Below are 21,078 nucleotides of genomic sequence, written 5' to 3' on the forward strand. Positions count from 1 at the left end.
GCAAAAGGTAAGTAGCCGCTATCTTACCTCGCATAGGGCAAAAAATGGAGGCTGGATTCTTAGGTAAGCATTCACTTCATCCACGACGCAACCCAAATGGCTGGCATTTCGAAGCGGGAAAATAGTCGATATCAATCACAAAAAATGCGCATAAAATTATTAATTCTTTAAATCGCATGAGTTTTGGAATAATTTATTCCTTAACTTTATGCTTCTGAGAATACTGAAATGAACATTGACCTCTCCCGCCTGCAAACTGAAGGCCGTAACATCGCCAGCGAAAATATCGATACCCTGTCCACTTTAGATATGCTGACGATTATTAACCAAGAAGATCAAAAGGTCGCCCTAGCCGTTGAACGTATCCTGCCGCAAATTGCACAGGCCGTGGATGCTATCGCTCAGGCCTTTAGCCAAGGCGGACGTCTTATTTATTGCGGCGCTGGCACCTCGGGACGACTGGGTATTCTAGATGCAAGTGAATGCCCGCCAACCTATGGCACCCCGCATGAACAGGTGGTCGGATTAATCGCAGGAGGCCACACCGCGATCCTACGCGCGGTTGAAAATGCGGAAGACAACGTTGAGCTTGGCGAACAAGATCTGAAAGACCATCATCTCTGTGAGCGCGACGTGGTCGTAGGTATTGCCGCCAGCGGAAGAACGCCTTATGTCATCGGAGCCATGAAATATTCACGCTCGATCGGCGCAACCACCGTTTCATTAACCTGCAACGCCAGCAGCGCGATGAGTCAATTAGCTGATATCGCGCTAGAAGCCGTGGTAGGGCCTGAAGTGGTAACCGGTTCATCAAGAATGAAAGCGGGCACAGCGCAAAAAATGGTGCTGAATATGCTCACCACGGGAGCCATGATCCGCACAGGAAAAGTGTATGGCAACCTCATGGTGGATGTTGAAGCCACCAATGCCAAACTGGTTCAACGCCAAATTGACATCGTCATGCAGGCCACAGAGTGTAACCGCGATGAAGCGGTTAAAGCGCTCAGCGAATGTAAAAGACACTGTAAAACTGCCATTTTGATGATTCTTGCCCAGCTCTCTGCGGCAGAAGCCAGCACGGTTCTTGCTCAAAATAATGGTTTTATCCGCCAAGCCTTAGCCTCACGTCCTCAGGGAGTCTAGCGATGGCTAAAATAACGGATGCCACCATCGCGCAAATTTTGGCGAACGTCGGCGGTAATAACAATATCACCCTCTGCGGGCATTGCATGACGCGGCTACGTCTTACCTTAGTCGATCGATCCCGCGTTAATCACGCTGAACTGAAAAAGATCGCTGGGGTCATGGGCGTTATTGAAGGTAACGATCAACTGCAAATTGTGCTTGGCCCTGGCAAGGCACAAACCGCCAGTGAAATGATGAACGTGAGCCTTAGCCAACCACAATCACAATCCGATAGCAGCACGCCAGAAACTGATTTGAATGCCCTTGCGGCGGAAAATAAAAAGCAGCTGAAGAGTAAGCAAAATAACGCTTTTCATAGCTTTTTGACAAAATTCGCGACGATCTTCACCCCGCTTATTCCCGGCTTTATCGCTGCGGGTCTGCTACTCGGCATCGCGACGCTGCTTCAGCAAACTTTAATACTCGACGGTGAAATTGCGCCGATTTGGCTCACTAGCCTGATTGGCTATATGAAAACCTTCAGCGTGGGCTTATTTACCTTCCTGAGTATCCTCATTGGCTTCAACACGCAAAAAGCCTTTGGCGGAACCGGTGTGAATGGTGCCATCATCGCGTCGTTGTTTATTCTGCGTTACAGCGCAGAAGGAACCGTGGGCTACTACGCGGGGATCGATAACTTCTTCGGTTTAGTGATAGATCCGAGAGGGAATATCATCGGCGTGCTGTTAGCCTGTATGCTCGGCGCGTGGATTGAGCGCAAAGTACGCAAGGTTATCCCTGATAACTTGGACATGATCCTCACCTCCTCCATTACGCTACTCATCACCGGTGCCATAACCTATGTGGTTATCATGCCAATCGGCGTCGAACTCTTTAAAGGCATGTCTTGGCTGTTTCTGCATTTAAACGGTAACCCATTCGGCACCGCATTATTGGCAGGACTGTTTCTGATTGCGGTGGTATTTGGTATTCATCAGGGATTTGTACCGGTTTATTTTGCTTTGATGGATGCGCAAGGATTTAACTCTTTGTTCCCTATCCTGGCAATGGCGGGTGGTGGACAGGTGGGTGCCGCGTTAGCGTTATATTTAAAAGCCAAACCGGGCTCGACCTTACGTATGCAAATTAAGGGCGCCATATTCCCTGGTTTATTGGGTATCGGCGAACCGCTGATTTATGGTGTCACGCTGCCTCGCTTAAAACCGTTTATTACCGCCTGCTTTGGTGGTGCCGTAGGCGGTTTCTTTATCGGACTGGTGGCTTATATGGGATTACCTATTGGTTTAAATACCGTATTTGGCCCGTCGGGTTTGGTTTCCATACCGCTTATCACTTCATCGCAGGGTATCTATGCTGGCATGTTGGTTTATGTTGCGGGCGTTGCCATCTCGTATGCGGCTGGTTTTATCCTGACGCTACTGTTTGGCTGCAAAAACGTTGACCTAACATAATGACATTTAGCGCCATGTGTTCAGTGACACATGGCGCTAATAGTAATTATAGCAGCCACTCAATTGGCAAATAATAAGCGATTCTGGCTAAAATACGTTTGTATAGCGGACTATCAGGCTCTTTATGATGAATTTGTTTTTCATCATTTTCATATTCGATCCAATTAATTTTACGGCGTGGGGCAAGCACTAACTGAAATGCTTTGTCGTGCAGGCTAGCAATAAATCGCTGATGCGTGGACGACGCCAACGATTCACTTTCAATCACGAATCCCATCTCGGTATTTAACCGAGCCGAGCGCGGATCAAAATTAAATGAGCCAATAAAGACCAACTTACCATCCACCGCAAAAGTTTTGGCATGCAAACTGGAACCTGAATGTCCGGTTAAGCCCCGATCCCGTAAGCGCTCTTTACGTAAAGGCCGCTCGGTTTCATTAGCTTTCATTTCAAACAATTCAATACCGCAACGCAGCAGAGTTTTTCGCCATTTGGCGTAGCCAGCATGCACAATGGCCACATCGTTTGCCGCAAGAGAATTAGTGAGCACCGTCATTTTCACCCCTTGCCGCGCTAAATAAACCAGTTGTGACACACCGGTGCGGGTAGGAACAAAGTAGGCTGAGATAATATCCATGCTCACTTTTGGCTCACCAATCATCTTAAACAAACGTGATGCCATAAGCGCTTTGGTAGCTAATTCGCCACGCCCTTTAAGCGGATCATCGCTGAACAATTGTACCTTTGCCCACGTCAGCGGCAGCTCGTTGTTCTCCATTTTGCGTGCTAAAAATTTATCACGCAGACGCTTTATATAGACTTTGGCGCGCGCTCTGCCGCCAACTTCTTCAATCGTTAGGCCATGCAGAAAGCGTTTTTCCGAGGCTTTGCCAAGAACGTCTTCCGCCGGTGATACACACGCAGAAGTCCAATAACGTTCGAAATCCTGACAAACATCCGCAACCACGTTGCCGACGGCCAACACGTCTAAATCAGAAAAAAGCGGCTGCTCACCAATACCGAAATACTCATCCCCAACATTGCGCCCACCGACGATGGTCGCCTGAGCGTCAAACGTCATGCTTTTATTGTGCATACGCCGATTGAGTCTTTTAAAATCGGTTAAGTAACACAGACAACGCATACGCCGTAGCTGGAAGGGATTGAAGAGTTTTACGCTGATATTGGGGTGCGCATTGAGCCTGCGCAGTGATTCATCCAAACCGCCGGTGTTGTTGTCATCCAGCAGTAAACGTACTTTTACTCCACGCTCGGCGGCACGAAATAATGCACTGAACAGCAATCGCCCCGAAAGATCGTTGTGCCAAATGTAATACTGCACATCCAACGTTTTCTCAGCCATATTGGTGAGTAAATATCTTGCAGCGAAAGCGTCGTTGCCCTCTTCTAAAGGATAGACACCGCTTAACTCAGGATAGCGTTCGCACAGCGGTTGGATAAGTCGGGCTAAACGAGAGTTAGCCAATGGTTCACTGCTCATCGCTAATATTACTCACTGAATCACCTTGGGTGGATGGCGGCCGGAGAAACCAAATTTAAACACATGCATAGAGCATAGGTTAAAAATATAGCATGCCAGCAAACAGGCTTAGAGAGAGATTGTCTTAAAATCCGCACGACTGAAAGCCACTCAGCTAAATCGCACTTATCGTTCAAATGGCGCCTGTAACAAAACGCTGCCGCTGCGCATTTTATCTTCCAGTGACTAAATGTTATACAGATCACACTATACTGCCAAAACCCTTTTAAAAGAGTACAATACGCCATCGATTTTTGGGCCGATGTGCCCTGTATTCGCAACTTATTAATAGCGTGAATTAAAGGTGAGGTTGTTGTGTTTGAGAGCTATGGTGTACTCAATATCTGGACGTACGTTCTCGGTGCGATTTTCATCATTATGGTACCGGGGCCGAATACGCTGTTTGTACTCAAAACCGGTATTACGCGCGGCGTTAAAGAAGGTTATAAAGCCGCGCTAGCGGTCTTTATCGGTGATGCGGTTTTAATCTTTTGCGCCTATATCGGCATTGCGTCGCTGATCCGCTCTTCCCCATTTTTATTTTCGCTGGTGAAAATGCTCGGCGCGCTCTATCTGCTCTATCTTGGGCTCAAAATCCTGTACAGCACGCTGTCTAAAAAAGGTCAAAGCCAGAGCTCAGCGCACGAAGAGCCTGAGCATGTTTTTCGTAAAGCGTTAACGCTGAGCTTAACCAACCCTAAGGCGATCCTGTTTTACGTATCGTTCTTCGTGCAGTTCATCGACATGAACTATGCACATAGCGGCATTTCTTTTGCGATTTTAGCGGTCATTTTAGAAATGATTAGCTTCTGCTATATGACGCTGCTGATCTTTTCCGGCGCTGCGCTAGCGCATTTCTTGAGCGAAAAGAAACGCCTCGCCAAACTTGGCAATTCGATGGTGGGTCTTTTATTCCTCGGATTTGCTACCAAACTTGCGACTTCTGCTTAATACAAAACGACTTGAAGCAAAAGGCTCCTTTTCAGGAGCCTTTTTTGCGTGTTAGAGTTTCTCTTGCAGATATTTAATAAAGTCATTGTTTGCTTATTACGCTAAACAATTAAAGATCAAGAAAATTCATCGCCTACCTTACAAACTCCATAATTCTTCCATTCTTGTTTGTTATCCATGCAAGTTTTTACCAAGTGTATATTTCATATTTTTTTATTGAGATAACTTTACAAAAAAATATTTATTCTTAGATGCGAGCTATTCTCTTTATTTTTAGGTCCAGTAGTATCATTACTCGTGAAATTATCTTTTTTGTTTGTGCCAAGCCACAGACTAAGGTGACCAGATTGAGTACTAAAGGACAACATCAGCAACTGGTAGAAACACTGTCTGAATGGATAGAACAGAATTTAGATAAACGTATCGTTATTGATGATATTGCTAAACGGGCGGGATATTCGAAATGGTATCTACAGCGATTATTTAAAGAGGTGACAGGCGATAACTTGGCGTCTTATGTTCGCCATCGCCGATTGATGCGCGCCGCAGCAGAATTAAAACGGACGGATAAGAAAATTATGGATATAACACTGCAATATGGTTTTGAAAGCCAGCAGACCTTTACGCGCGCCTTTAAACGACGCTTTGGGACTTCGCCGGGGGTATTCAGACAGGCTCCATCCTCCATGCATGAGAATTAAAATGAGTAATAATGCCTATAGGGTCAAAAAATTTATCTTAACCTCACCTTATGTTTATCAGAGCGAATGTTTATCAGAGCGAGGAGAAACGCCCTCCTCGCTGCTATTCATGATTCAATAACGTGTTATGTGTCGTTATTTTTTAACAGAATCTTGAATCTTAGTATCTGCCTGCCATACACGGTATTTCACATCAACACCCTGCGGTACATATACCACGATTGGCAAACGGCTGTTGTAACGTTGCATGGCGGAATCACCCAAGTTTGCCGTAACAAACTGGCTGTGCTTGGTGTTATCAGGGCAAGCCATCATGGTTGATGCTGGCTCTGAAATTTTTTCCATCACTAAGTAGTCATAACCCCAACCAGACAGCGTTTTGCTTTCCAGTTTGCCGCCCATCATATGGCGGTTGCAGTCTACATCCATTGTTTTGCCAATCAGCAACTCAACTTTGAAGTCATTTTCATTTTCTTGCTTCGGTAAATAAATGACCTGACGGCTCATGCCCTTTTCCGCTTGCGGATAAGGTGCAACTTTTTCCAGTGGCTGTTTGCTGAGATCGTCATTTGCGCCCGCGGTAGCCGCGATAGCACCGGCAGAAGAAGCCAATAATAAGCTAGCCAATACGGCTGAAACCTTGTTCATAATATGTCCCTACTTACAGATAATGATATTAATGTCGCTACGTTAGCATAGCGTGGCAAAAAACATTATAGGTCAATTCTGATTAATTCACGTTGCTGATGTAGTCATATTTTATATTTCAAAAGAAAACTCCGAATAAATGAATATGTGATGTTTAGACATAAAAAAAGGCTGTTCCGTAAACGGAACAGCCTGATTAATTCAGCTAGGATAATTTATGAATAATTATTCAGCGCCTTGGCTGCGCAGATAATCTTCATAGTTACCAGAGAAATCAATCGTCTTGGTTGGCGTAATTTCTAAAATACGCGTCGCCAGCGAGCTAACAAATTCACGGTCATGGGAGACGAAGACCAATGTGCCTTCGTACATTTCCAGCGCCATGTTGAGCGCTTCGATAGATTCCATATCCATGTGGTTCGTTGGTTCATCCATAACCAAGATATTCGGACGCTGCATCATCAGCTTACCAAACAGCATACGACCCTTTTCACCGCCGGACAGCACTTTGACCGACTTTTTAATATCGTCTTGGCTGAACAGCAAACGCCCAAGATAACCGCGAACAACCTGCTCGTCGTCGCTTGGCTGTTTCCACTGGCTCATCCAATCAAACAGAGTTAAATCTTCAGCAAACTCGCTTTCATGATCCTGTGCGTAGTAACCGATGTTGGCGTTTTCAGACCATTTAGCAAAACCGGTATCTGGCTCAAGCTCGCCCACTAAGGTTTTCAGCAACGTGGTTTTACCCACGCCGTTGGTACCCAGAACAGCCAGTTTGTCGCCCACTTCCAGCAACATACGCAGGTTTTTGAACAGCGGACCGTTATCAAAACCTTTGCTTAAACCATCAATTTCCAACGCGTTACGGAACAGTTTTTTATCCTGTTCGAAGCGAATGAACGGGTTCTGACGGCTAGAGGCTTTAACTTCATCCAGCTTAATTTTATCAATCTGGCGAGCACGCGAAGTTGCCTGCTTAGATTTTGAGGCGTTCGCGCTAAAGCGGCTAACAAACGACTGTAACTCAGAAATCTGTGCTTTCTTTTTCGCGTTATCAGACATCAAACGCTCGCGCGCCTGCGTTGCCGCCGTCATGTATTCATCGTAGTTGCCTGGATAAACGCGCAGCTCGCCGTAATCCAAGTCAGCCATGTGCGTACACACCATATTCAGGAAGTGACGGTCATGGGAAATGATAATCATGGTGCTGTTACGTTCGTTCAGCACGGTTTCCAGCCAACGAATGGTGTCGATGTCCAAGTTGTTGGTTGGTTCGTCGAGCAGCAGGATGTCTGGGTTCGAGAACAGCGCCTGCGCCAGTAAAACACGCAGTTTCCAACCTGGAGCAATTTCACTCATCAGGCCATAATGTTGCTCAACGGGAATACCCACGCCCAGCAATAACTCGCCCGCACGCGACTCGGCGCTGTATCCATCCATCTCACCATATACGACTTCCAGATCGGCCACTTTATAGCCTTCTTCTTCCGTCATTTCTGGCAACGCATAGATGCGATCGCGTTCGGCCTTCACGTCCCACAGTTCGGTGTGGCCCATGATAACGGTATCGATAACGGTATAGTTTTCGAATGCGAACTGATCCTGACGCAGTTTACCCAAACGTTCGTTCGGATCGAGGAACACGTTACCGCCGCTTGGCACTAAATCGCCACCGAGGATTTTCATCAGCGTGGATTTACCACAGCCGTTTGCCCCGATAAGACCATAGCGATTTCCGCCGCCAAATTTGACAGAAATGTTTTCAAACAACGGCTTACTGCCGAACTGCATCGTGATGTTATTGCTGATTAACAAGACTAGTACTCTTAAGAAATGTGATTTTGGGCACATTATGCCATAAGTTGGCGTTTTTATCGCCCCTATGAGCAAAGGGAATTCTGTTTTGACAGGCAATAAAAAAGCGCTGGAATAATCCAGCGCCCATAAACAAACAACTCATCGTTTTCAAACGGCCATAGGCCAACTCACTGAAATCAGAATGAGAAACAAGAGCAACCTAAAACGCCCCAAAATGCCTGCTCATCCGACACAGGAATTGCAGATTTACGTGCTTTATCATGAGAATGCCCATGCACACCACAAGAACCGCAGCATTGGTGCATCTGAGCCAAAACGCCGGCTTTATTCTCAGCAGGTGGAGCCGAACGATAATGGCCCGGAACTTTAACTACCGGAGACCAATCTGGCACCACCGGTATTGATGGCGGTGCTAGCGGAGTGAACGCACCAGCGGCATATACCACTTTGCCATCCACAATCGTCATCACTGATTCGATACCTTTAATGGCTTCTTCCGGCACGCTGAAGAAATCTTGCGACAGCACAACCATATCCGCCAGCTGTCCGGCTTTGATATGGCCTTTTTTACCCTGTTCGTTAGAGAACCATGCGCTACCTGCGGTCCATAGATCCAAAGCCACGTCGCGTGGGAGACGATTATTATCGTCATACATCGCCATACCGCCAACCGTGCGACCAGAAACTAGCCAATACAGCGCCGTCCACGGGTTATAGCTGGCAACGCGCGTGGCGTCAGTTCCCATCCCTACCGGAACGCCCATTTCCAACATTTTTTGGATCGGCGGTGTCTGTTTCACGGCGTCTTTGCCATAACGTTCAACATAGTATTCGCCTTGGAATGCCATACGATGTTGAACCGCAATCCCGCCACCCAACGCTTTGACGCGCTCTATATTCTGCTCGGTGATGGTTTCAGCGTGGTCGAAGATCCAATGCAGGCCATTGAATGGAATTTCACGATTCACTTTCTCGAATACGTTAAGCATGCGCGAAATCGATTCGTTATAGGTGGCGTGTAAACGGAACGGCCAGCGGTTTTCCACCAAATGGCGCACCACACGCTCCAACTCGTCTTCCATACCTTCAGGCAAATCAGGACGAGGCTGGAGGAAATCTTCGAAGTCAGCGGCAGAAAACACCAACATTTCACCGGCACCGTTGGCACGATAAAAATCGGTACCCTGCCCTGGCGTTAGCATGTCGGTCCATTTCTGGAAATCTTCCAGCTCTTGCTTAGGGCGCTGTGTGAAAAGGTTATAGGCGATACGTACCGTCATCTGCTTTTCATCATGCAACTGCTGAATAATTTCGTAATCTTCAGGATAGTTTTGGAAACCACCGCCAGCATCAATGGCGCTGGTCACACCCAGACGGTTTAGCTCACGCATAAACTGACGGGTCGAGTTTACCTGCATTTCAAGCGGCAATTTTGGCCCCTTGGCCAGCGTTGCGTACAGGATCATGGCATTTGGTTTGGCGATCAGCATTCCGGTAGGATTGCCTTTTGCATCACGAACGATCTCACCACCGGCCGGATTTGGCGTGTCTTTGGTATAGCCCACCGCTTTCAATGCGGCACGATTTAACAGTGCGCGATCGTAAAGATGTAGCACAAATACCGGAGTATCCGGCGCAGCTTCGTTCAGTTCTTCAATCGTTGGCATCCGGCGTTCAGCAAACTGAAACTCAGTCCAGCCCCCAACAACGCGAACCCACTGCGGGGATGGCGTTCTATCCGCCTGATCTTTCAGCATGCGCAGTGCATCAGCCAAAGAAGGCACGCCTTCCCAACGCAGTTCAAGATTGTAATTCAGGCCGCCGCGAATCAAGTGCAGGTGGGAATCATTCAGACCTGGGATTACCGTATGGCCTTTTAAATCAACCAGCTGTGTGCCTTCACCGGCAAAGCCCATTACATAAGCAGTTGTGCCAACAGCCAGAATTTTACCGTCTTTGATCGCCACCGCGTCGGCCAGCGGATTTTCTCGATCGAGCGTATGAAACTGACCGTTAGTGAGTATCAGTGAAGCATTTTGAGACATAAGTCGTACTCCTATCACCTAGGTTGACTATTTCTTCAGCCAGCCAGCAAATATGCGTGTAACCAATGGCATCCACATAAACACCACCAGCCCAACGACGCAGGCGTCATTGATAAAATGCAGCAGTAGCGTACCTTTAAGCTCAGGCAACAACATTCCGGTTATCCACGGCACTAGATTAGTACTGGGAAAGATCACCAGCAGCGTAATAAGAAACTGCTTCCATTTTTGCGGGCGTTTAACTGTCGGAGTGCTTGGCGTGAACCAAAATTCTGGCTCGGTACGAACTTCGTAATGTTCTTCTTGAGCAAGGATCGGCTGGATTTCAGCCACCAATTTTTTACGCAGCTCGGAGTTAGTCCACGCGTAAAGATTATCCAGCGTATCGAAGCGGATCACGATGTTATAAGCTTCGCTTCCAGCCGTTGGCCGAATAACATGGACACCAAGATGCCCCGGAAATTGCTGCGCAGCAGGCATGATGCGGGCGAGCCATGCCTCATAAGCTATTGCCTGATTAGGTTGCAGATTATGCGTAATAACCAAGGTGACGGTATTGGTTGCTGCCATGCTGGGGCATCCTGATTGGAAATACGGAAGTGATTGAGGCGAGATAATCCCGCCCCAGAGCAATCGACAGATTAAGCTTTACGCTGCGGTGCACCGTGCACCAAGGTGTAAGCGTAATCAACGCCCATACCGTAAGCGCCGCTATGTTCGCGCACCAAATCCATGACTGCGTCATAGGTTTCTTTACGCGCCCAGTCACGCTGGTACTCCAACAGAACCTGCTGCCAGGTCACAGGAACCGCACCGGCTTGAACCATACGGTCGATTGAACGTTCATGCGCGTCAACGGAAGTGCCACCAGAAGTATCCGTCACTACGTAAACTTCAAAACCTTCTTCCAATGCCATCAACGCAGGGAAAGTCAGGCAAACTTCGGTCCACAGCGCAGAGATAACCAATTTTTTACGGCCGGTCGCTTTAACCGCGGCAACAAATGCTTTGTCTTCCCATGAATTCATGGAAGTACGTTCAATAGGCGCAATTTCAGGATGAACAGCTAACAACTCTGGCCAGATATAGCCACTGAAACTTTTAGTTTCAACAGAGGTGTAAATAGTCGGAACATTAAAAATCTTACCGGCTTTAGCTAATGCAACGGTGTTATTCTTCAAGGTTTGACGGTCAATATTCGCCACCCCAAAAGACATCTGCGGCTGATGGTCGATAAAAATCAGTGTTGAGTTCTTTGGATCGAGCAATTCACGAATTGACATGTAATATCCTTAATTTTCACTTAGTTGAATAATACTTTCGTACCTGTGATGAACGGGCTACATGCTAGGTATTCACTGAATTAGTTGATAGCTGGAAATTTTTAACAACTTATTAAGTTATTTTATGTTGCGTAAATTCTTATTTATTATTATCGCGCTAACAGTATTGTAGAGATTATTGCTTCACGCCAAGTTTCGATATATCTTAATTTAATGAAGAAACAGAATAATCACCTATACCTGCCAGTAATATATTGGTAACGTTCGTAATATTAATTACTTTATATATTCGTGACAGTTTAAAGAATTTTCCTAACATTATTTTTAAACAAAGATATTCCTAAACAAAGAAAACGACCAACACCGTACACTATGAGTAAATTTTATTTCTTAAAATTAGAAGGTTACGATGCGCGTAAATTTGGATGTTCTACTGATTCTTGATGCACTGGAAAAACATGGAAGTTTTGCTGCAGCAGCCGAGTCGCTTTTTAAAACACCCGCAGCACTGAGTTACATGGTGCAGAAATTTGAAAATGACCTTAGTATCAAACTCTTAGACCGTTCAGGTCACAGAGCAAAATTCACCGATACGGGCAAAATAGTATTAGAAAAAGGCAGGATTTTACTGAGCGCCGCTCGTGAGTTAGAAAAGCAGGCTGTCCAGATCGAATCGGGTTGGGAAAAGGAACTGACTATTGCGCTCGACGGCTCATTCCCTTTCCATTTGTTGCTACCCATGATTGAGGAATTTTATCAGCTCAATTGTCTGACCCAGCTTAGATTTACTCACCATACTCTTTCCGGCTCATGGGAACAGCTGACTCAAAACGATGCTGATATTATTTTGGGCGCCATCAACGAACCCCCTACCTCAACGGAATTCTCTTACCAGATGTTAGGTATGTTGGAGAATGTGTTTGTTGTATCACCTTCTCATCCCTTGGCCACCGCGGATGAGCCACTCGATCCACGCCTAATCTGCACTCACCGCGCAATCGTTATCGGTGATACGGCTCGCTTCAGTACTGGGCAAGCCACTAACTATTTGCAGGAGCAGGAACGTATGGTGGTTTATGATTTTCATAATAAATTGCTGGCGCTCGTATCAGGTTTAGGCTGTGGATTTATGCCACGCCATATCGTCGAACCTTATTTGAAAACGGGAACATTAGTTGCAAAAAAAACCACATCAAGCAGACAGAAAGATCTGGCTTATCTGGGGTGGAACAACGCGTCTGAAGGCGTAGCCTCTCGTTGGTGGCGTGAAAAAATTCTCGAAAGCGAGCTGATTAAATTTATGTATCAATATGAAAAATCTTAACCTGTAATATTATTCGACATACTGTTTACGGATCACATCTGACATCCAATCCATAAAAACCTGTACCCGCATGGCTAAATTACGGCGATGTGGGTAAAGCAAAGAAACGGGCATAGCGGGCGCCGGTAGATGTTCCAGAATTGAAACTAATCTCCCCGTTTGCAAAGCTTCTCGTACACCAATAGTTGGTACTTGAATAATGCCTAAGCCCGCTATGCAGGCCGCAGAATAAGATTCAGTGCTGTTCACCGTCAGCGCCCCTTGCATATCCACTGCCTGAATATCACCTTGCGGCATAACGTAGGTAAACTTATCTCTAGGCGCACCTTGAGCACTTTGATAATGGATCAAGTGATGACGCTGCAAATCTGCTGGCGTTTGCGGACAGCCATACTTCTCCAGATAGGCTGGGCTGGCACAATTCACCATCTGCAGTTGGCCTAGAGCACGAGCAATTAGGCCAGAATCTTGCAATGTCCCCACTCTCACCACGCAGTCAAAACCTTCTTGAATTAAATCAACTCGTCTGTCGCTGCTGCTCAGTTCTAGTTCAAGATCGGGATGGGCGGATAAAAAAGTCGCAAGCCCTTGCTGAACCACAATTTTAGCTAATCCACTTGGCATATCCACGCGCAGACGCCCAGAGAGCGGGGCATTCGACGTGCGAAACATGCCCTCAAGCTCCTCGATTTCAGCCAGCAAGTCTTGGCATCTTACATAGCACCGCTGCCCATCTTGGGTCAGCGTCACCTTGCGTGTCGTGCGATGCAAAAGCTGAGTGCCAAAGTGATTTTCGAGCTGCTGGATCGCACCTGACACTGACCCCTTAGGTAATCCCATCCGATCCGCGGTACGACTAAAGCTAGAAAGTTCGGCTACGCTGATAAACACCTGCATTGCAGTGATTTTATCCATTTTTGATTATTCTTATTTTATGAACAGTATTGTCATATTTAGCACATTTATTTCATTTAAAACAAACAATATGATTCCTGACATGGCCTGCATCGGCAGCGTCCCACACGAGGGTTATGAACATGAGTAATAAGATTGCACTGATTACCGGCGCAAGCCGTGGCTTAGGTAAAAGCATGGCGCTGCATCTTGCGGCTCAGAGGGTCGATGTCGTTGTAACCTACCGCAGCCAACAAGATGAAGCCAATGACGTGGTGAAACAGATTGAACAGATCGGTGCACAGGCCGCTGCCTTACCCTTAGATGTTAGCCAAGCCAGTTCCTTCCCCCATTTTCGTGCCGCGTTGGAACAAGTGTTAGGGCAAAAATGGGGACGCAAAGATTTCGATTTTTTGGTTAATAATGCAGGTATTGGCATCAATGCGCCCTTCGCCGAAACCAGCGAAGAACAGTTTGATCAGCTCATGAACATTCAGCTTAAAGGACCATTCTTCCTCACTCAGACTCTGCTGCCCATCATCATAGACGGTGGACGTATTATTAATATTTCCACTGGGTTAAGCCGATTTGTTCTACCAGGCTTTGCAACCTATGCGGCGATGAAAGGCGCGATGGAAGTGCTGACGCGCTATCAGGCTAAAGAACTCGGGTCGCGCGGCATTAGCGTGAATATTCTCGCTCCAGGCGCTATTGAGACAGATTTTGGCGGCGGTGTGGTGCGCGATAACAAGCAGGTTAACGACTTTATCGCCTCACAAACCGCCTTGGGACGCGTGGGTTTACCTGAAGATATTGGCAAAGCAGTCACCATGTTGTTGTCAGATGAGGCGGGCTGGATTAACGGTCAACGTATTGAGGCCTCGGGAGGCATGTTCCTCTAAGGCATCAGCTGTTTTAGATTACCTTTTGATCTCAAAGCCTACATTTCATGTGGGCTAATTTTATTTTGTAAATTTATTCCTAATTGCAAAATAATTAACAAGCTTATTTATCATTTTCTACTAAATACACACATCAACGATGAAAATATTAAAACAGCATAATGTTATTATTATGTTTTAATTGATTCAATTAAGTTAACGGTGGATTTATACCATCGTTTTTAAGCATGAGGATTTATTAAATAGCTAAAGTTTTTAGTTTTTCAGCCGAAAACAGAGAGCACTTCCCACGGCAATGACAACGTTATTTGTCCTATTGCATCTGATTAAATTTAGGTTGTGCTATCTATGTTCGAACGATTAAAAATCTCTCAGGGATTAATGGGTGTATTAGCCCTATTCTGTATTATTCAAATTTTCTCCGGCTCTTGGAGCATTCTTGATGCCTCAGGCACGAATGACCGACTCACGCAAATCTCCTCCGGCTTTAACCAAATCATGGCGATGGATAACGCCTATGCTTCAGTTACCGAGATCCGTGAAGAAGTACTCAAAGACGCGCTGATGCTCGCGACTCAGCCAGAAGATACCAAAGCGCGTCAATCACTCGGTGAACTGCGCCAAAATCTGACCGAAGTCGATCAGCAGATGGAGAAGTTTTATCAACTCTCTCAAGCAAATCAAAATGAAATTGAGCGCACCAAGAACGTAAAATCCCTCTATGAAAGAGCCCGCGGTGATCTGCTGCAATTGATTATCAGCTTAGAAAATAACGATCTGGTTAAATTCCAGTCGATTATGCACAACAGTTCCTCCACGCATTTTATGTCTGCACTGGATGACACATCAGCCTACGTGGCCAATTCTATTATTACACCTGCGGCCAACGCGGCTCAGGCCAGCTATCGCCAAATGCTGCCGCTTTCGCTCTCCTTTATGTTCGTATTTATTGTCCTAACCGGCGCGGTTTTGGTATGGATAAGAAAATATGTGCTGAATAAAATCAATCAGGTTATCGACTATCAAGCGGCCATTGCGCATGGTGATTTATCGATCGAAATTGATGCCAATGGCAACAACGAAATTGGCAAACTGATGCAAGGATTGAAGCACATGCGTGATGAGCTGGCGAATACCGTCAGCGCGGTGCGCGCAGGCACTCAGAATATCTATACCGGCGTACAGGAAATTGCGGCAGGCAACAGCGACCTTTCCAGCCGTACCGAGGAACAGGCGAGCTCGCTTGAAGAAACCGCAGCCAGCATGGAACAGCTTTCTGCTACGGTAAAAAACAACGCCGACAGTGCAAATGCAGCAACATCATTAGTAAAACGCGCGTCAAACAGCGCCGTTAACGGCGGTGAAATCACCCGTAAAATGGTGGTCACCATGAGTGATATTGCCGATAGCTCTCGCAAAATTGGTGATATCACCAGCGTCATCGATGGAATCGCTTTCCAAACCAATATCTTGGCGCTGAATGCGGCTGTCGAAGCGGCTCGGGCTGGCGAACAAGGTCGTGGATTTGCCGTTGTAGCCGGTGAAGTGCGCAGTTTAGCGCAGCGCAGCGCTCAGGCTGCCAAAGAGATTAAAACGCTGATTGATGCATCCGTCTTGCGCGTCGATCAAGGCAATGATTTGGTTGAAAACGTCAGTGGTGCGATGACAGAAATTGTGACCGCCATTGGACAAGTTACCGAAACCATGCAAGAAATTTCCAGCGCTTCAGAAGAGCAAAGTCGCGGTATCACCCAGATCGCGCAGGCCGTTAATGAAATGGATAAGGTCACACAGCAAAATGCGGCCTTGGTTGAACAATCCGCTTCCGCGGCCAGCGCCCTTGAAGATCAGGCCGATCGTTTAAATCAAACAGTCGCGGTCTTCAAACTCGCCACATCAGGTTCTGCTCCAGAGAAAATTCGAGTACAGCCACAGGCGGTAGTTGCGCCAAAATTGAAAGCCGTTGCCGATGATAATGGTGAGAATTGGGATAGCTTTTAAGGTGCAGAGTACGTCGATTTTAAGTACGTCGATTTTAGATTCGGCCTAACTATCTCGCGATAAAATTCCGCCCAACGATGAATACCGAGTTTCATCTATGTTTCACAGATGTGCGACCAAAACTCGATACAAACCGGCGGGCGGAATTTTAACTAAGCAACGTATACGCTAAGGAATGCCTTATCCTTTTCTCGGGATCAGCTTCCCAACGCCACTCACCACCAGTAATACAATCGCCCCAGCGATCACCCCAAATACGAGATTAAGCAACGTAGGGCCAAGGCCCGCGATCACGGTGCCGACCGTTGGCAGACCGGCGCCGCTTTCGGCTAAATGCTCGAAGTAGTGATGCACCCACGGCAAGCCGTGGACGATAATCCCACCGCCCACCATAAACATCGCCGCCGTACCCACCACCGAGAGAATCTTCATCAGATATGGCGCGGCATCAACGATCCAACCACCTAGTTTTTTAACTAGCGCCGAGCTTTTTTTGCTCATCCACAGGCCTAAATCATCAAGCTTCACAATACCTGCGACGATGCCGTAAACGCCCAATGTCATCACAATGGCAATGCCACTGAGCACGATCACCTGCTGGATGAACGGCGCACCGGCTACCGTGCCGAGAGTAATCGCCACAATTTCAGCAGAGAGAATAAAATCGGTGCGTACGGCCCCTTTTACCTTAGCCTTTTCGTAGGCACGCAGGTCGTCAGGCACTTTCTCTTCGGCTTTTGGCTGATGTTTTTCCTCTTTGCCGTGCAACACTTTATGCGCCAGTTTCTCAAAACCTTCGTAGCACAAAAATGCGCCACCCAGCATCAGCAATGGCGTAATCGCCCACCCGGCAAAAGCGCTGATCAGCAAGGCAAGCGGCACTAAAATCACTTTGTTGAGCAAAGACCCCTTTGCTACCGCCCACACCACCGGCAGTTCACGTTCAGCCGAAACCCCAGTGACCTGCTCCGCGTTTAGGGCTAAATCATCGCCTAAAACCCCAGCGGTTTTGCGAGCTGCCATTTTGCTCATCAGCGCAACGTCGTCTAACACTGAAGCAATATCATCTAATAACGTAAGTAAGCTACCACCAGCCACATTGAAATCCTTAAGCTTTAATCACTGAGATAATGATAGGGGCTAGGGGTAAAAATGTCGCGTTAATCTCAAAACCACTTTTATGCATAAAAAAACGGCAGAGGTTTTAAGCTCTGCCGTTTTTATGGTGAGACGGAAAACCGTCAGCACCAGATAGTGTTTAAAAATTATTTATTATCAGCAACCTGTACGCTGCCGTGCAGGCCTTTCTGCTTTTTATAGCTCAGCGCCGCCGCAGGAACCGGCGATGCTTTGCCGGTTAACATCCAATCTCGCAGACGGTTAGCATCAGCAAAATGGGTATATTTTCCGAAAGCATCTAATACCACCAACGCCACCTGACGGCCACCGATAGTGGTACGCATCGCCAAGCAATGACCTGCCTGATTCGTAAAGCCGGTCTTAGTCAGTTGGATCGCCCATTTATCATTACGCACCAAGTGGTTGGTATTGTTAAATGTTTCTGTATAAACCGGGTTTGAGAATGTCACCGACTTCGTTTCTGTGGTGCTCAACTCGCTAATCAGCGGGTAGTTTTTGCTCGCAGTCAGCAGCTTGGTTAAATCTCTCGCCGTTGACACGTTGTTCACAGAAAGCCCGGTGGGCTCAACGTAACGGGTATGCGTCATCCCCAGCGAACGCGCTTTAGCATTCATCGCTTTAATAAAGGCGTTGTAGCCGCCCGGATAATGGTGAGCAAGACTTGCCGCAGCGCGGTTTTCCGAAGACATAAGCGCCATTAACATCATTTGACGACGGCTGACTTCACTTCCCACACGCACCCGAGAGAAAACACCTTTTAACTCTTTGGTATTGTGGATATCGACTGAAATCACTTCATCCATCGCAGGTTTGGCATCTAACGCCACCATGGCTGTCATCAGCTTAGTGATTGAAGCAATGGGAACCTGCACGTCTGGATTACTCGAATAAATAACGCTATGAGTTTTTAAATCCACCACCATTGCACTGCCTGACGCTAATACCAGAGAAGAGGCATTATGCGTTGTTGGTGCGTTCTCACTTGCGAGCACGTTTGGAACGCTGGCCACGCTGCTGCCCAAAAGCAACAGGCTTAATAAGGAATATCGGAGTTTTACAGGCATGATCACGTATCAATCAAATGTTCGATAACACCGAGGGCAGCATAAAATAGTGTGCTTAAATCCTCGGAACGCTGCTTGCCGCGCCACACAAGGGTTACAGGCCGACAAGCTGGCGATAATCATACTCTTAACGTGAATGTTTGAGCTACGAGAAGATGTAATAATTATGTTTCTGGTTGTGAGTTTAATATTCAGAACGTTATTCTTTTTTTTGCTTAAAATAACGAATAACACCTAGAGCAAAACTCCGCATCGCTAAATCGCTCCCTTCTCCACATTACGCGCCACAATAAATAAGCGAGGGAATGCCAGTAACACTTTTCCATCGGCGCGCGGTGTGTAGATTTGCTCCAGTTCGAATAAATAGCGGCGAAGAAACTCGGGGCGCTGATCCTCGCTGAGTTTATCGAGGAAGGGACGTAATCCCGTAGAGCTTAGCCAATCAATAATGGCCGAAGCCGATGGCATGACGTGGTAATAAGTCGTGCGCCAAATATCGACTTCACATCCCTGTAACGCCAGCAGATCGTAATACTCCTCGGTGGTCAGCAACTTTTTGCGCACGGATTCTGCTTCACCGTTCAGACTCTCCCAAGGGCCTTCAGCCGCCACTTTTCGCATCAGTGCATGAGAAGGCTGATTGAGATTGTCCGGCATTTGAATAGCCAGAACGCCATTATCCGCCAGCTGTGCCACCAAATGAGGCAGCAGGGTTTCATGATCCAACACCCACTGCAAAGCCGCATTAGCATAAATAACATCCTGCGTTTCATCAGGCTGCCAATGGCTGATATCTGATTGTACAAAGGTACACTGCGGTAATCGTTCTTGCGCTTTGTTGAGCATATTGAGCGAAGTATCCACGCCGGTCACCTGCGCCGTTGGCCATGCCTGTGCTAAAAGCGCCGTGCTGTTACCGGGTCCACAGCCTAAATCGCTAACCTGCATAGCGTGAGGATGATTAATTCTGGCAAGCAGTTCACGCGCAGGACGGGTTCTTTCCGCCTCAAAGCGCAAATACAGTTCGGGATCCCAATCGCTCATGACCTTTTCCTTTAAGCAGAATCTTCTGTTGGATAGCCAAATTTATGGTTTGTCACGCACCTAAGCAGGCTAACTATGTCACCTTTCTCTTTATTCAGAACATATCCCGTTCGCGGGTATCTCCCCTTGATGACTTTAGCTATAGTTTTGCATCCAAGCCAGCGAGAAAACTCAAAAAAGCGCGCCCTTTCAAGGAGTCATAATGTCCATTAAAGATATGTTGTTAGCCCTGTGTGTTGTCGTTATCTGGGGCGTAAACTTTGTGGTCATCAAGGTGGGTTTGCACGGTATGCCGCCTTTGCTCCTCGGCGCACTGCGTTTTATTCTGGTTGTCTTTCCGGCGATATTCTTTGTACCACGTCCAAAAATCCCACTGAAGGGGATCGTTATTTATGGACTCACCATCAGCTTCGCACAGTTCGCCTTTTTATTCTGTGCCATCAATCTAGGCATGCCGTCAGGTATTGCCTCCGTCGTATTGCAATCGCAGGTATTCTTTAGCATTTTGCTGGGCGCATTAATTCTTGGTGAGAAAATCAAACGCAGTCAGGTCATCGGTATTCTTATGGCGGCGGTTGGCATGCTGGTACTCGCTAAAGGCGGCATGACGGGAAGCTTAACCGACATCCCTTTAATCGCCCTGCTCTTTACGCTCGCGGCAGGATTCTCATGGGCATGCGGTAACATTACCAACCGTTCCATCATGCAAAATGCGGGTAAAACCAGCATTATGTCCTTGGTGGTGTGGAGCGCGTTGGTGCCCATTTTGCCTTTTTTACTCTGTTCATGGCTGTTTGAAGGACACTCTGTTATCGAAAACAGCGTGCTAAATATTGCCATCCCGACCGTTTTAGCGCTGTGCTATATCGCGTTTCTTTCCACTCATGTTGGCTACGGCCTGTGGGGAAGCTTGCTGACCCGCTATGAAACGTGGCGTGTAACGCCGTTCGCTCTGCTGGTGCCGGTGGTTGGATTAACCAGTGGCGCACTCATTTTAGGCGAGCGCATTTCGCCCCTACAGATTTATGGTTTGTTGCTCATCATGCTGGGATTATTGGTGAATGTTTTTGGCGGGAAACTGATGGCTAAACGCACACATCGCCCAGCCATTGAAAAAGAGTAG

At 47.0% G+C, this 21,078-nt stretch carries 18 protein-coding genes; 8 read left to right on the forward strand and 10 right to left on the reverse strand.

Features of this window, described 5'->3' with window-relative positions; translation table 11 throughout:
• Positions 1-228: 228 nt before the first annotated feature.
• Both murQ and murP read left to right on the forward strand, forming a co-directional pair.
• On the forward strand, positions 229-1,143 hold the full coding sequence (murQ, locus tag RSC70_RS02920; RefSeq protein WP_332541614.1) for an N-acetylmuramic acid 6-phosphate etherase: 915 nt from the start codon (positions 229-231) through the stop codon (positions 1,141-1,143).
• A gap of 2 nt (positions 1,144-1,145) precedes the next feature.
• Positions 1,146-2,597 carry a PTS N-acetylmuramic acid transporter subunit IIBC gene (murP, locus tag RSC70_RS02925; RefSeq protein ID WP_304184661.1) on the forward strand — a complete coding sequence of 484 codons (1,452 nt, stop codon included), beginning with the start codon at positions 1,146-1,148 and terminating at the stop codon, positions 2,595-2,597.
• A gap of 46 nt (positions 2,598-2,643) precedes the next feature.
• On the opposite strand, the gene RSC70_RS02930 is transcribed toward murP, so the two are convergent.
• The gene (locus RSC70_RS02930; protein WP_332541615.1) at positions 2,644-4,098 is read right to left on the reverse strand and encodes a phospholipase D family protein; all 1,455 of its coding nucleotides are present in this window, start codon (positions 4,096-4,098) and stop codon (positions 2,644-2,646) included.
• A 354-nt stretch (positions 4,099-4,452) separates the two neighbouring features.
• On the opposite strand from RSC70_RS02930, the gene leuE reads away from it, so the two are divergent.
• Both leuE and RSC70_RS02940 read left to right on the forward strand, forming a co-directional pair.
• Entirely contained in the window at positions 4,453-5,088 is a 636-nt protein-coding gene (gene leuE / locus RSC70_RS02935) for a leucine efflux protein LeuE (protein ID WP_025797575.1), read from the forward strand.
• 347 nt (positions 5,089-5,435) lie between these two features.
• On the forward strand, positions 5,436-5,789 hold the full coding sequence (locus RSC70_RS02940; RefSeq protein ID WP_063586725.1) for a helix-turn-helix domain-containing protein: 354 nt from the start codon (positions 5,436-5,438) through the stop codon (positions 5,787-5,789).
• A 135-nt stretch (positions 5,790-5,924) separates the two neighbouring features.
• Here RSC70_RS02940 and eco read toward each other — a convergent pair whose 3' ends face one another.
• The 5 genes from eco to RSC70_RS02965 all read right to left on the reverse strand — a co-directional run bounded on the left by eco (position 5,925) and on the right by RSC70_RS02965 (position 11,586).
• Positions 5,925-6,437, reverse strand: coding sequence for a serine protease inhibitor ecotin (gene eco / locus RSC70_RS02945; RefSeq protein WP_025797571.1), 513 nt, complete (start codon positions 6,435-6,437; stop codon positions 5,925-5,927).
• A 225-nt stretch (positions 6,438-6,662) separates the two neighbouring features.
• Positions 6,663-8,255, reverse strand: coding sequence for an ABC-F family ATPase (locus RSC70_RS02950; RefSeq protein WP_040045527.1), 1,593 nt, complete (start codon positions 8,253-8,255; stop codon positions 6,663-6,665).
• Positions 8,256-8,434: 179 nt separating this feature from the next.
• Positions 8,435-10,303 (reverse strand): amidohydrolase, encoded by a 1,869-nt coding sequence (locus RSC70_RS02955; RefSeq protein WP_130970467.1) that lies wholly within the window; start codon positions 10,301-10,303, stop codon positions 8,435-8,437.
• A 27-nt stretch (positions 10,304-10,330) separates the two neighbouring features.
• Positions 10,331-10,873, reverse strand: a complete 543-nt coding sequence (locus RSC70_RS02960; RefSeq protein WP_130998409.1) for an antibiotic biosynthesis monooxygenase — start codon at positions 10,871-10,873, stop codon at positions 10,331-10,333.
• A 71-nt stretch (positions 10,874-10,944) separates the two neighbouring features.
• Positions 10,945-11,586: a hydrolase gene (locus RSC70_RS02965; RefSeq protein WP_025797567.1), complete on the reverse strand. Its 642-nt coding sequence runs from the start codon at positions 11,584-11,586 to the stop codon at positions 10,945-10,947.
• A gap of 409 nt (positions 11,587-11,995) precedes the next feature.
• Between RSC70_RS02965 and RSC70_RS02970 the strand changes: the two genes are divergently transcribed.
• Positions 11,996-12,910 carry a LysR family transcriptional regulator gene (locus tag RSC70_RS02970; protein ID WP_040045524.1) on the forward strand — a complete coding sequence of 305 codons (915 nt, stop codon included), beginning with the start codon at positions 11,996-11,998 and terminating at the stop codon, positions 12,908-12,910.
• 9 nt (positions 12,911-12,919) lie between these two features.
• On the opposite strand, the gene RSC70_RS02975 is transcribed toward RSC70_RS02970, so the two are convergent.
• Positions 12,920-13,825 carry a LysR family transcriptional regulator gene (locus tag RSC70_RS02975; protein WP_234619893.1) on the reverse strand — a complete coding sequence of 302 codons (906 nt, stop codon included), beginning with the start codon at positions 13,823-13,825 and terminating at the stop codon, positions 12,920-12,922.
• Between the two features lie 122 nt (positions 13,826-13,947).
• Here RSC70_RS02975 and RSC70_RS02980 point away from each other — a divergent pair, with 122 nt between their 5' ends.
• Complete coding sequence (locus RSC70_RS02980) at positions 13,948-14,706, forward strand: SDR family NAD(P)-dependent oxidoreductase (protein ID WP_304184648.1); 759 nt, start codon at positions 13,948-13,950, stop codon at positions 14,704-14,706.
• A gap of 348 nt (positions 14,707-15,054) precedes the next feature.
• Positions 15,055-16,707, forward strand: coding sequence for a methyl-accepting chemotaxis protein (locus tag RSC70_RS02985; protein WP_332541621.1), 1,653 nt, complete (start codon positions 15,055-15,057; stop codon positions 16,705-16,707).
• 180 nt (positions 16,708-16,887) lie between these two features.
• Here the strand turns inward: RSC70_RS02985 and RSC70_RS02990 are convergent, their stop codons facing one another.
• The 3 genes from RSC70_RS02990 to tam form a co-directional block, all read right to left on the reverse strand.
• Complete coding sequence (locus tag RSC70_RS02990; protein WP_332541622.1) at positions 16,888-17,805, reverse strand: DUF808 domain-containing protein; 918 nt, start codon at positions 17,803-17,805, stop codon at positions 16,888-16,890.
• A gap of 167 nt (positions 17,806-17,972) precedes the next feature.
• On the reverse strand, positions 17,973-18,911 hold the full coding sequence (pbpG, locus tag RSC70_RS02995; protein WP_040045519.1) for a D-alanyl-D-alanine endopeptidase: 939 nt from the start codon (positions 18,909-18,911) through the stop codon (positions 17,973-17,975).
• 255 nt (positions 18,912-19,166) lie between these two features.
• Positions 19,167-19,955: a trans-aconitate 2-methyltransferase gene (gene tam, locus RSC70_RS03000; RefSeq protein WP_332541624.1), complete on the reverse strand. Its 789-nt coding sequence runs from the start codon at positions 19,953-19,955 to the stop codon at positions 19,167-19,169.
• A 202-nt stretch (positions 19,956-20,157) separates the two neighbouring features.
• Here tam and RSC70_RS03005 point away from each other — a divergent pair, with 202 nt between their 5' ends.
• The gene (locus RSC70_RS03005; RefSeq protein ID WP_332541625.1) at positions 20,158-21,078 is read left to right on the forward strand and encodes an EamA family transporter; all 921 of its coding nucleotides are present in this window, start codon (positions 20,158-20,160) and stop codon (positions 21,076-21,078) included.

The organism is Hafnia sp., assembly GCF_036648275.1.
In the GTDB taxonomy this organism is placed as follows: Bacteria; Pseudomonadota; Gammaproteobacteria; order Enterobacterales; family Enterobacteriaceae; genus Hafnia; species Hafnia alvei.

Excerpts from the sequence above, each read along its gene's own strand:
- murQ (WP_332541614.1), top strand. The coding sequence starts at position 229 with ATGAACATTGACCTCTCCCGCCTGCAAACTGAAGGCCGTAACATCGCC.
- murP (WP_304184661.1), top strand. The coding sequence starts at position 1,146 with ATGGCTAAAATAACGGATGCCACCATCGCGCAAATTTTGGCGAACGTC.
- RSC70_RS02930 (WP_332541615.1), bottom strand. The coding sequence starts at position 4,098 with ATGAGCAGTGAACCATTGGCTAACTCTCGTTTAGCCCGACTTATCCAA.
- eco (WP_025797571.1), bottom strand. The coding sequence starts at position 6,437 with ATGAACAAGGTTTCAGCCGTATTGGCTAGCTTATTATTGGCTTCTTCT.
- RSC70_RS02955 (WP_130970467.1), bottom strand. The coding sequence starts at position 10,303 with ATGTCTCAAAATGCTTCACTGATACTCACTAACGGTCAGTTTCATACG.
- RSC70_RS02960 (WP_130998409.1), bottom strand. The coding sequence starts at position 10,873 with ATGGCAGCAACCAATACCGTCACCTTGGTTATTACGCATAATCTGCAA.
- RSC70_RS02965 (WP_025797567.1), bottom strand. The coding sequence starts at position 11,586 with ATGTCAATTCGTGAATTGCTCGATCCAAAGAACTCAACACTGATTTTT.
- RSC70_RS02970 (WP_040045524.1), top strand. The coding sequence starts at position 11,996 with ATGCGCGTAAATTTGGATGTTCTACTGATTCTTGATGCACTGGAAAAA.
- RSC70_RS02975 (WP_234619893.1), bottom strand. The coding sequence starts at position 13,825 with ATGGATAAAATCACTGCAATGCAGGTGTTTATCAGCGTAGCCGAACTT.
- RSC70_RS02980 (WP_304184648.1), top strand. The coding sequence starts at position 13,948 with ATGAGTAATAAGATTGCACTGATTACCGGCGCAAGCCGTGGCTTAGGT.
- RSC70_RS02985 (WP_332541621.1), top strand. The coding sequence starts at position 15,055 with ATGTTCGAACGATTAAAAATCTCTCAGGGATTAATGGGTGTATTAGCC.
- pbpG (WP_040045519.1), bottom strand. The coding sequence starts at position 18,911 with ATGCCTGTAAAACTCCGATATTCCTTATTAAGCCTGTTGCTTTTGGGC.
- tam (WP_332541624.1), bottom strand. The coding sequence starts at position 19,955 with ATGAGCGATTGGGATCCCGAACTGTATTTGCGCTTTGAGGCGGAAAGA.
- RSC70_RS03005 (WP_332541625.1), top strand. The coding sequence starts at position 20,158 with ATGTCCATTAAAGATATGTTGTTAGCCCTGTGTGTTGTCGTTATCTGG.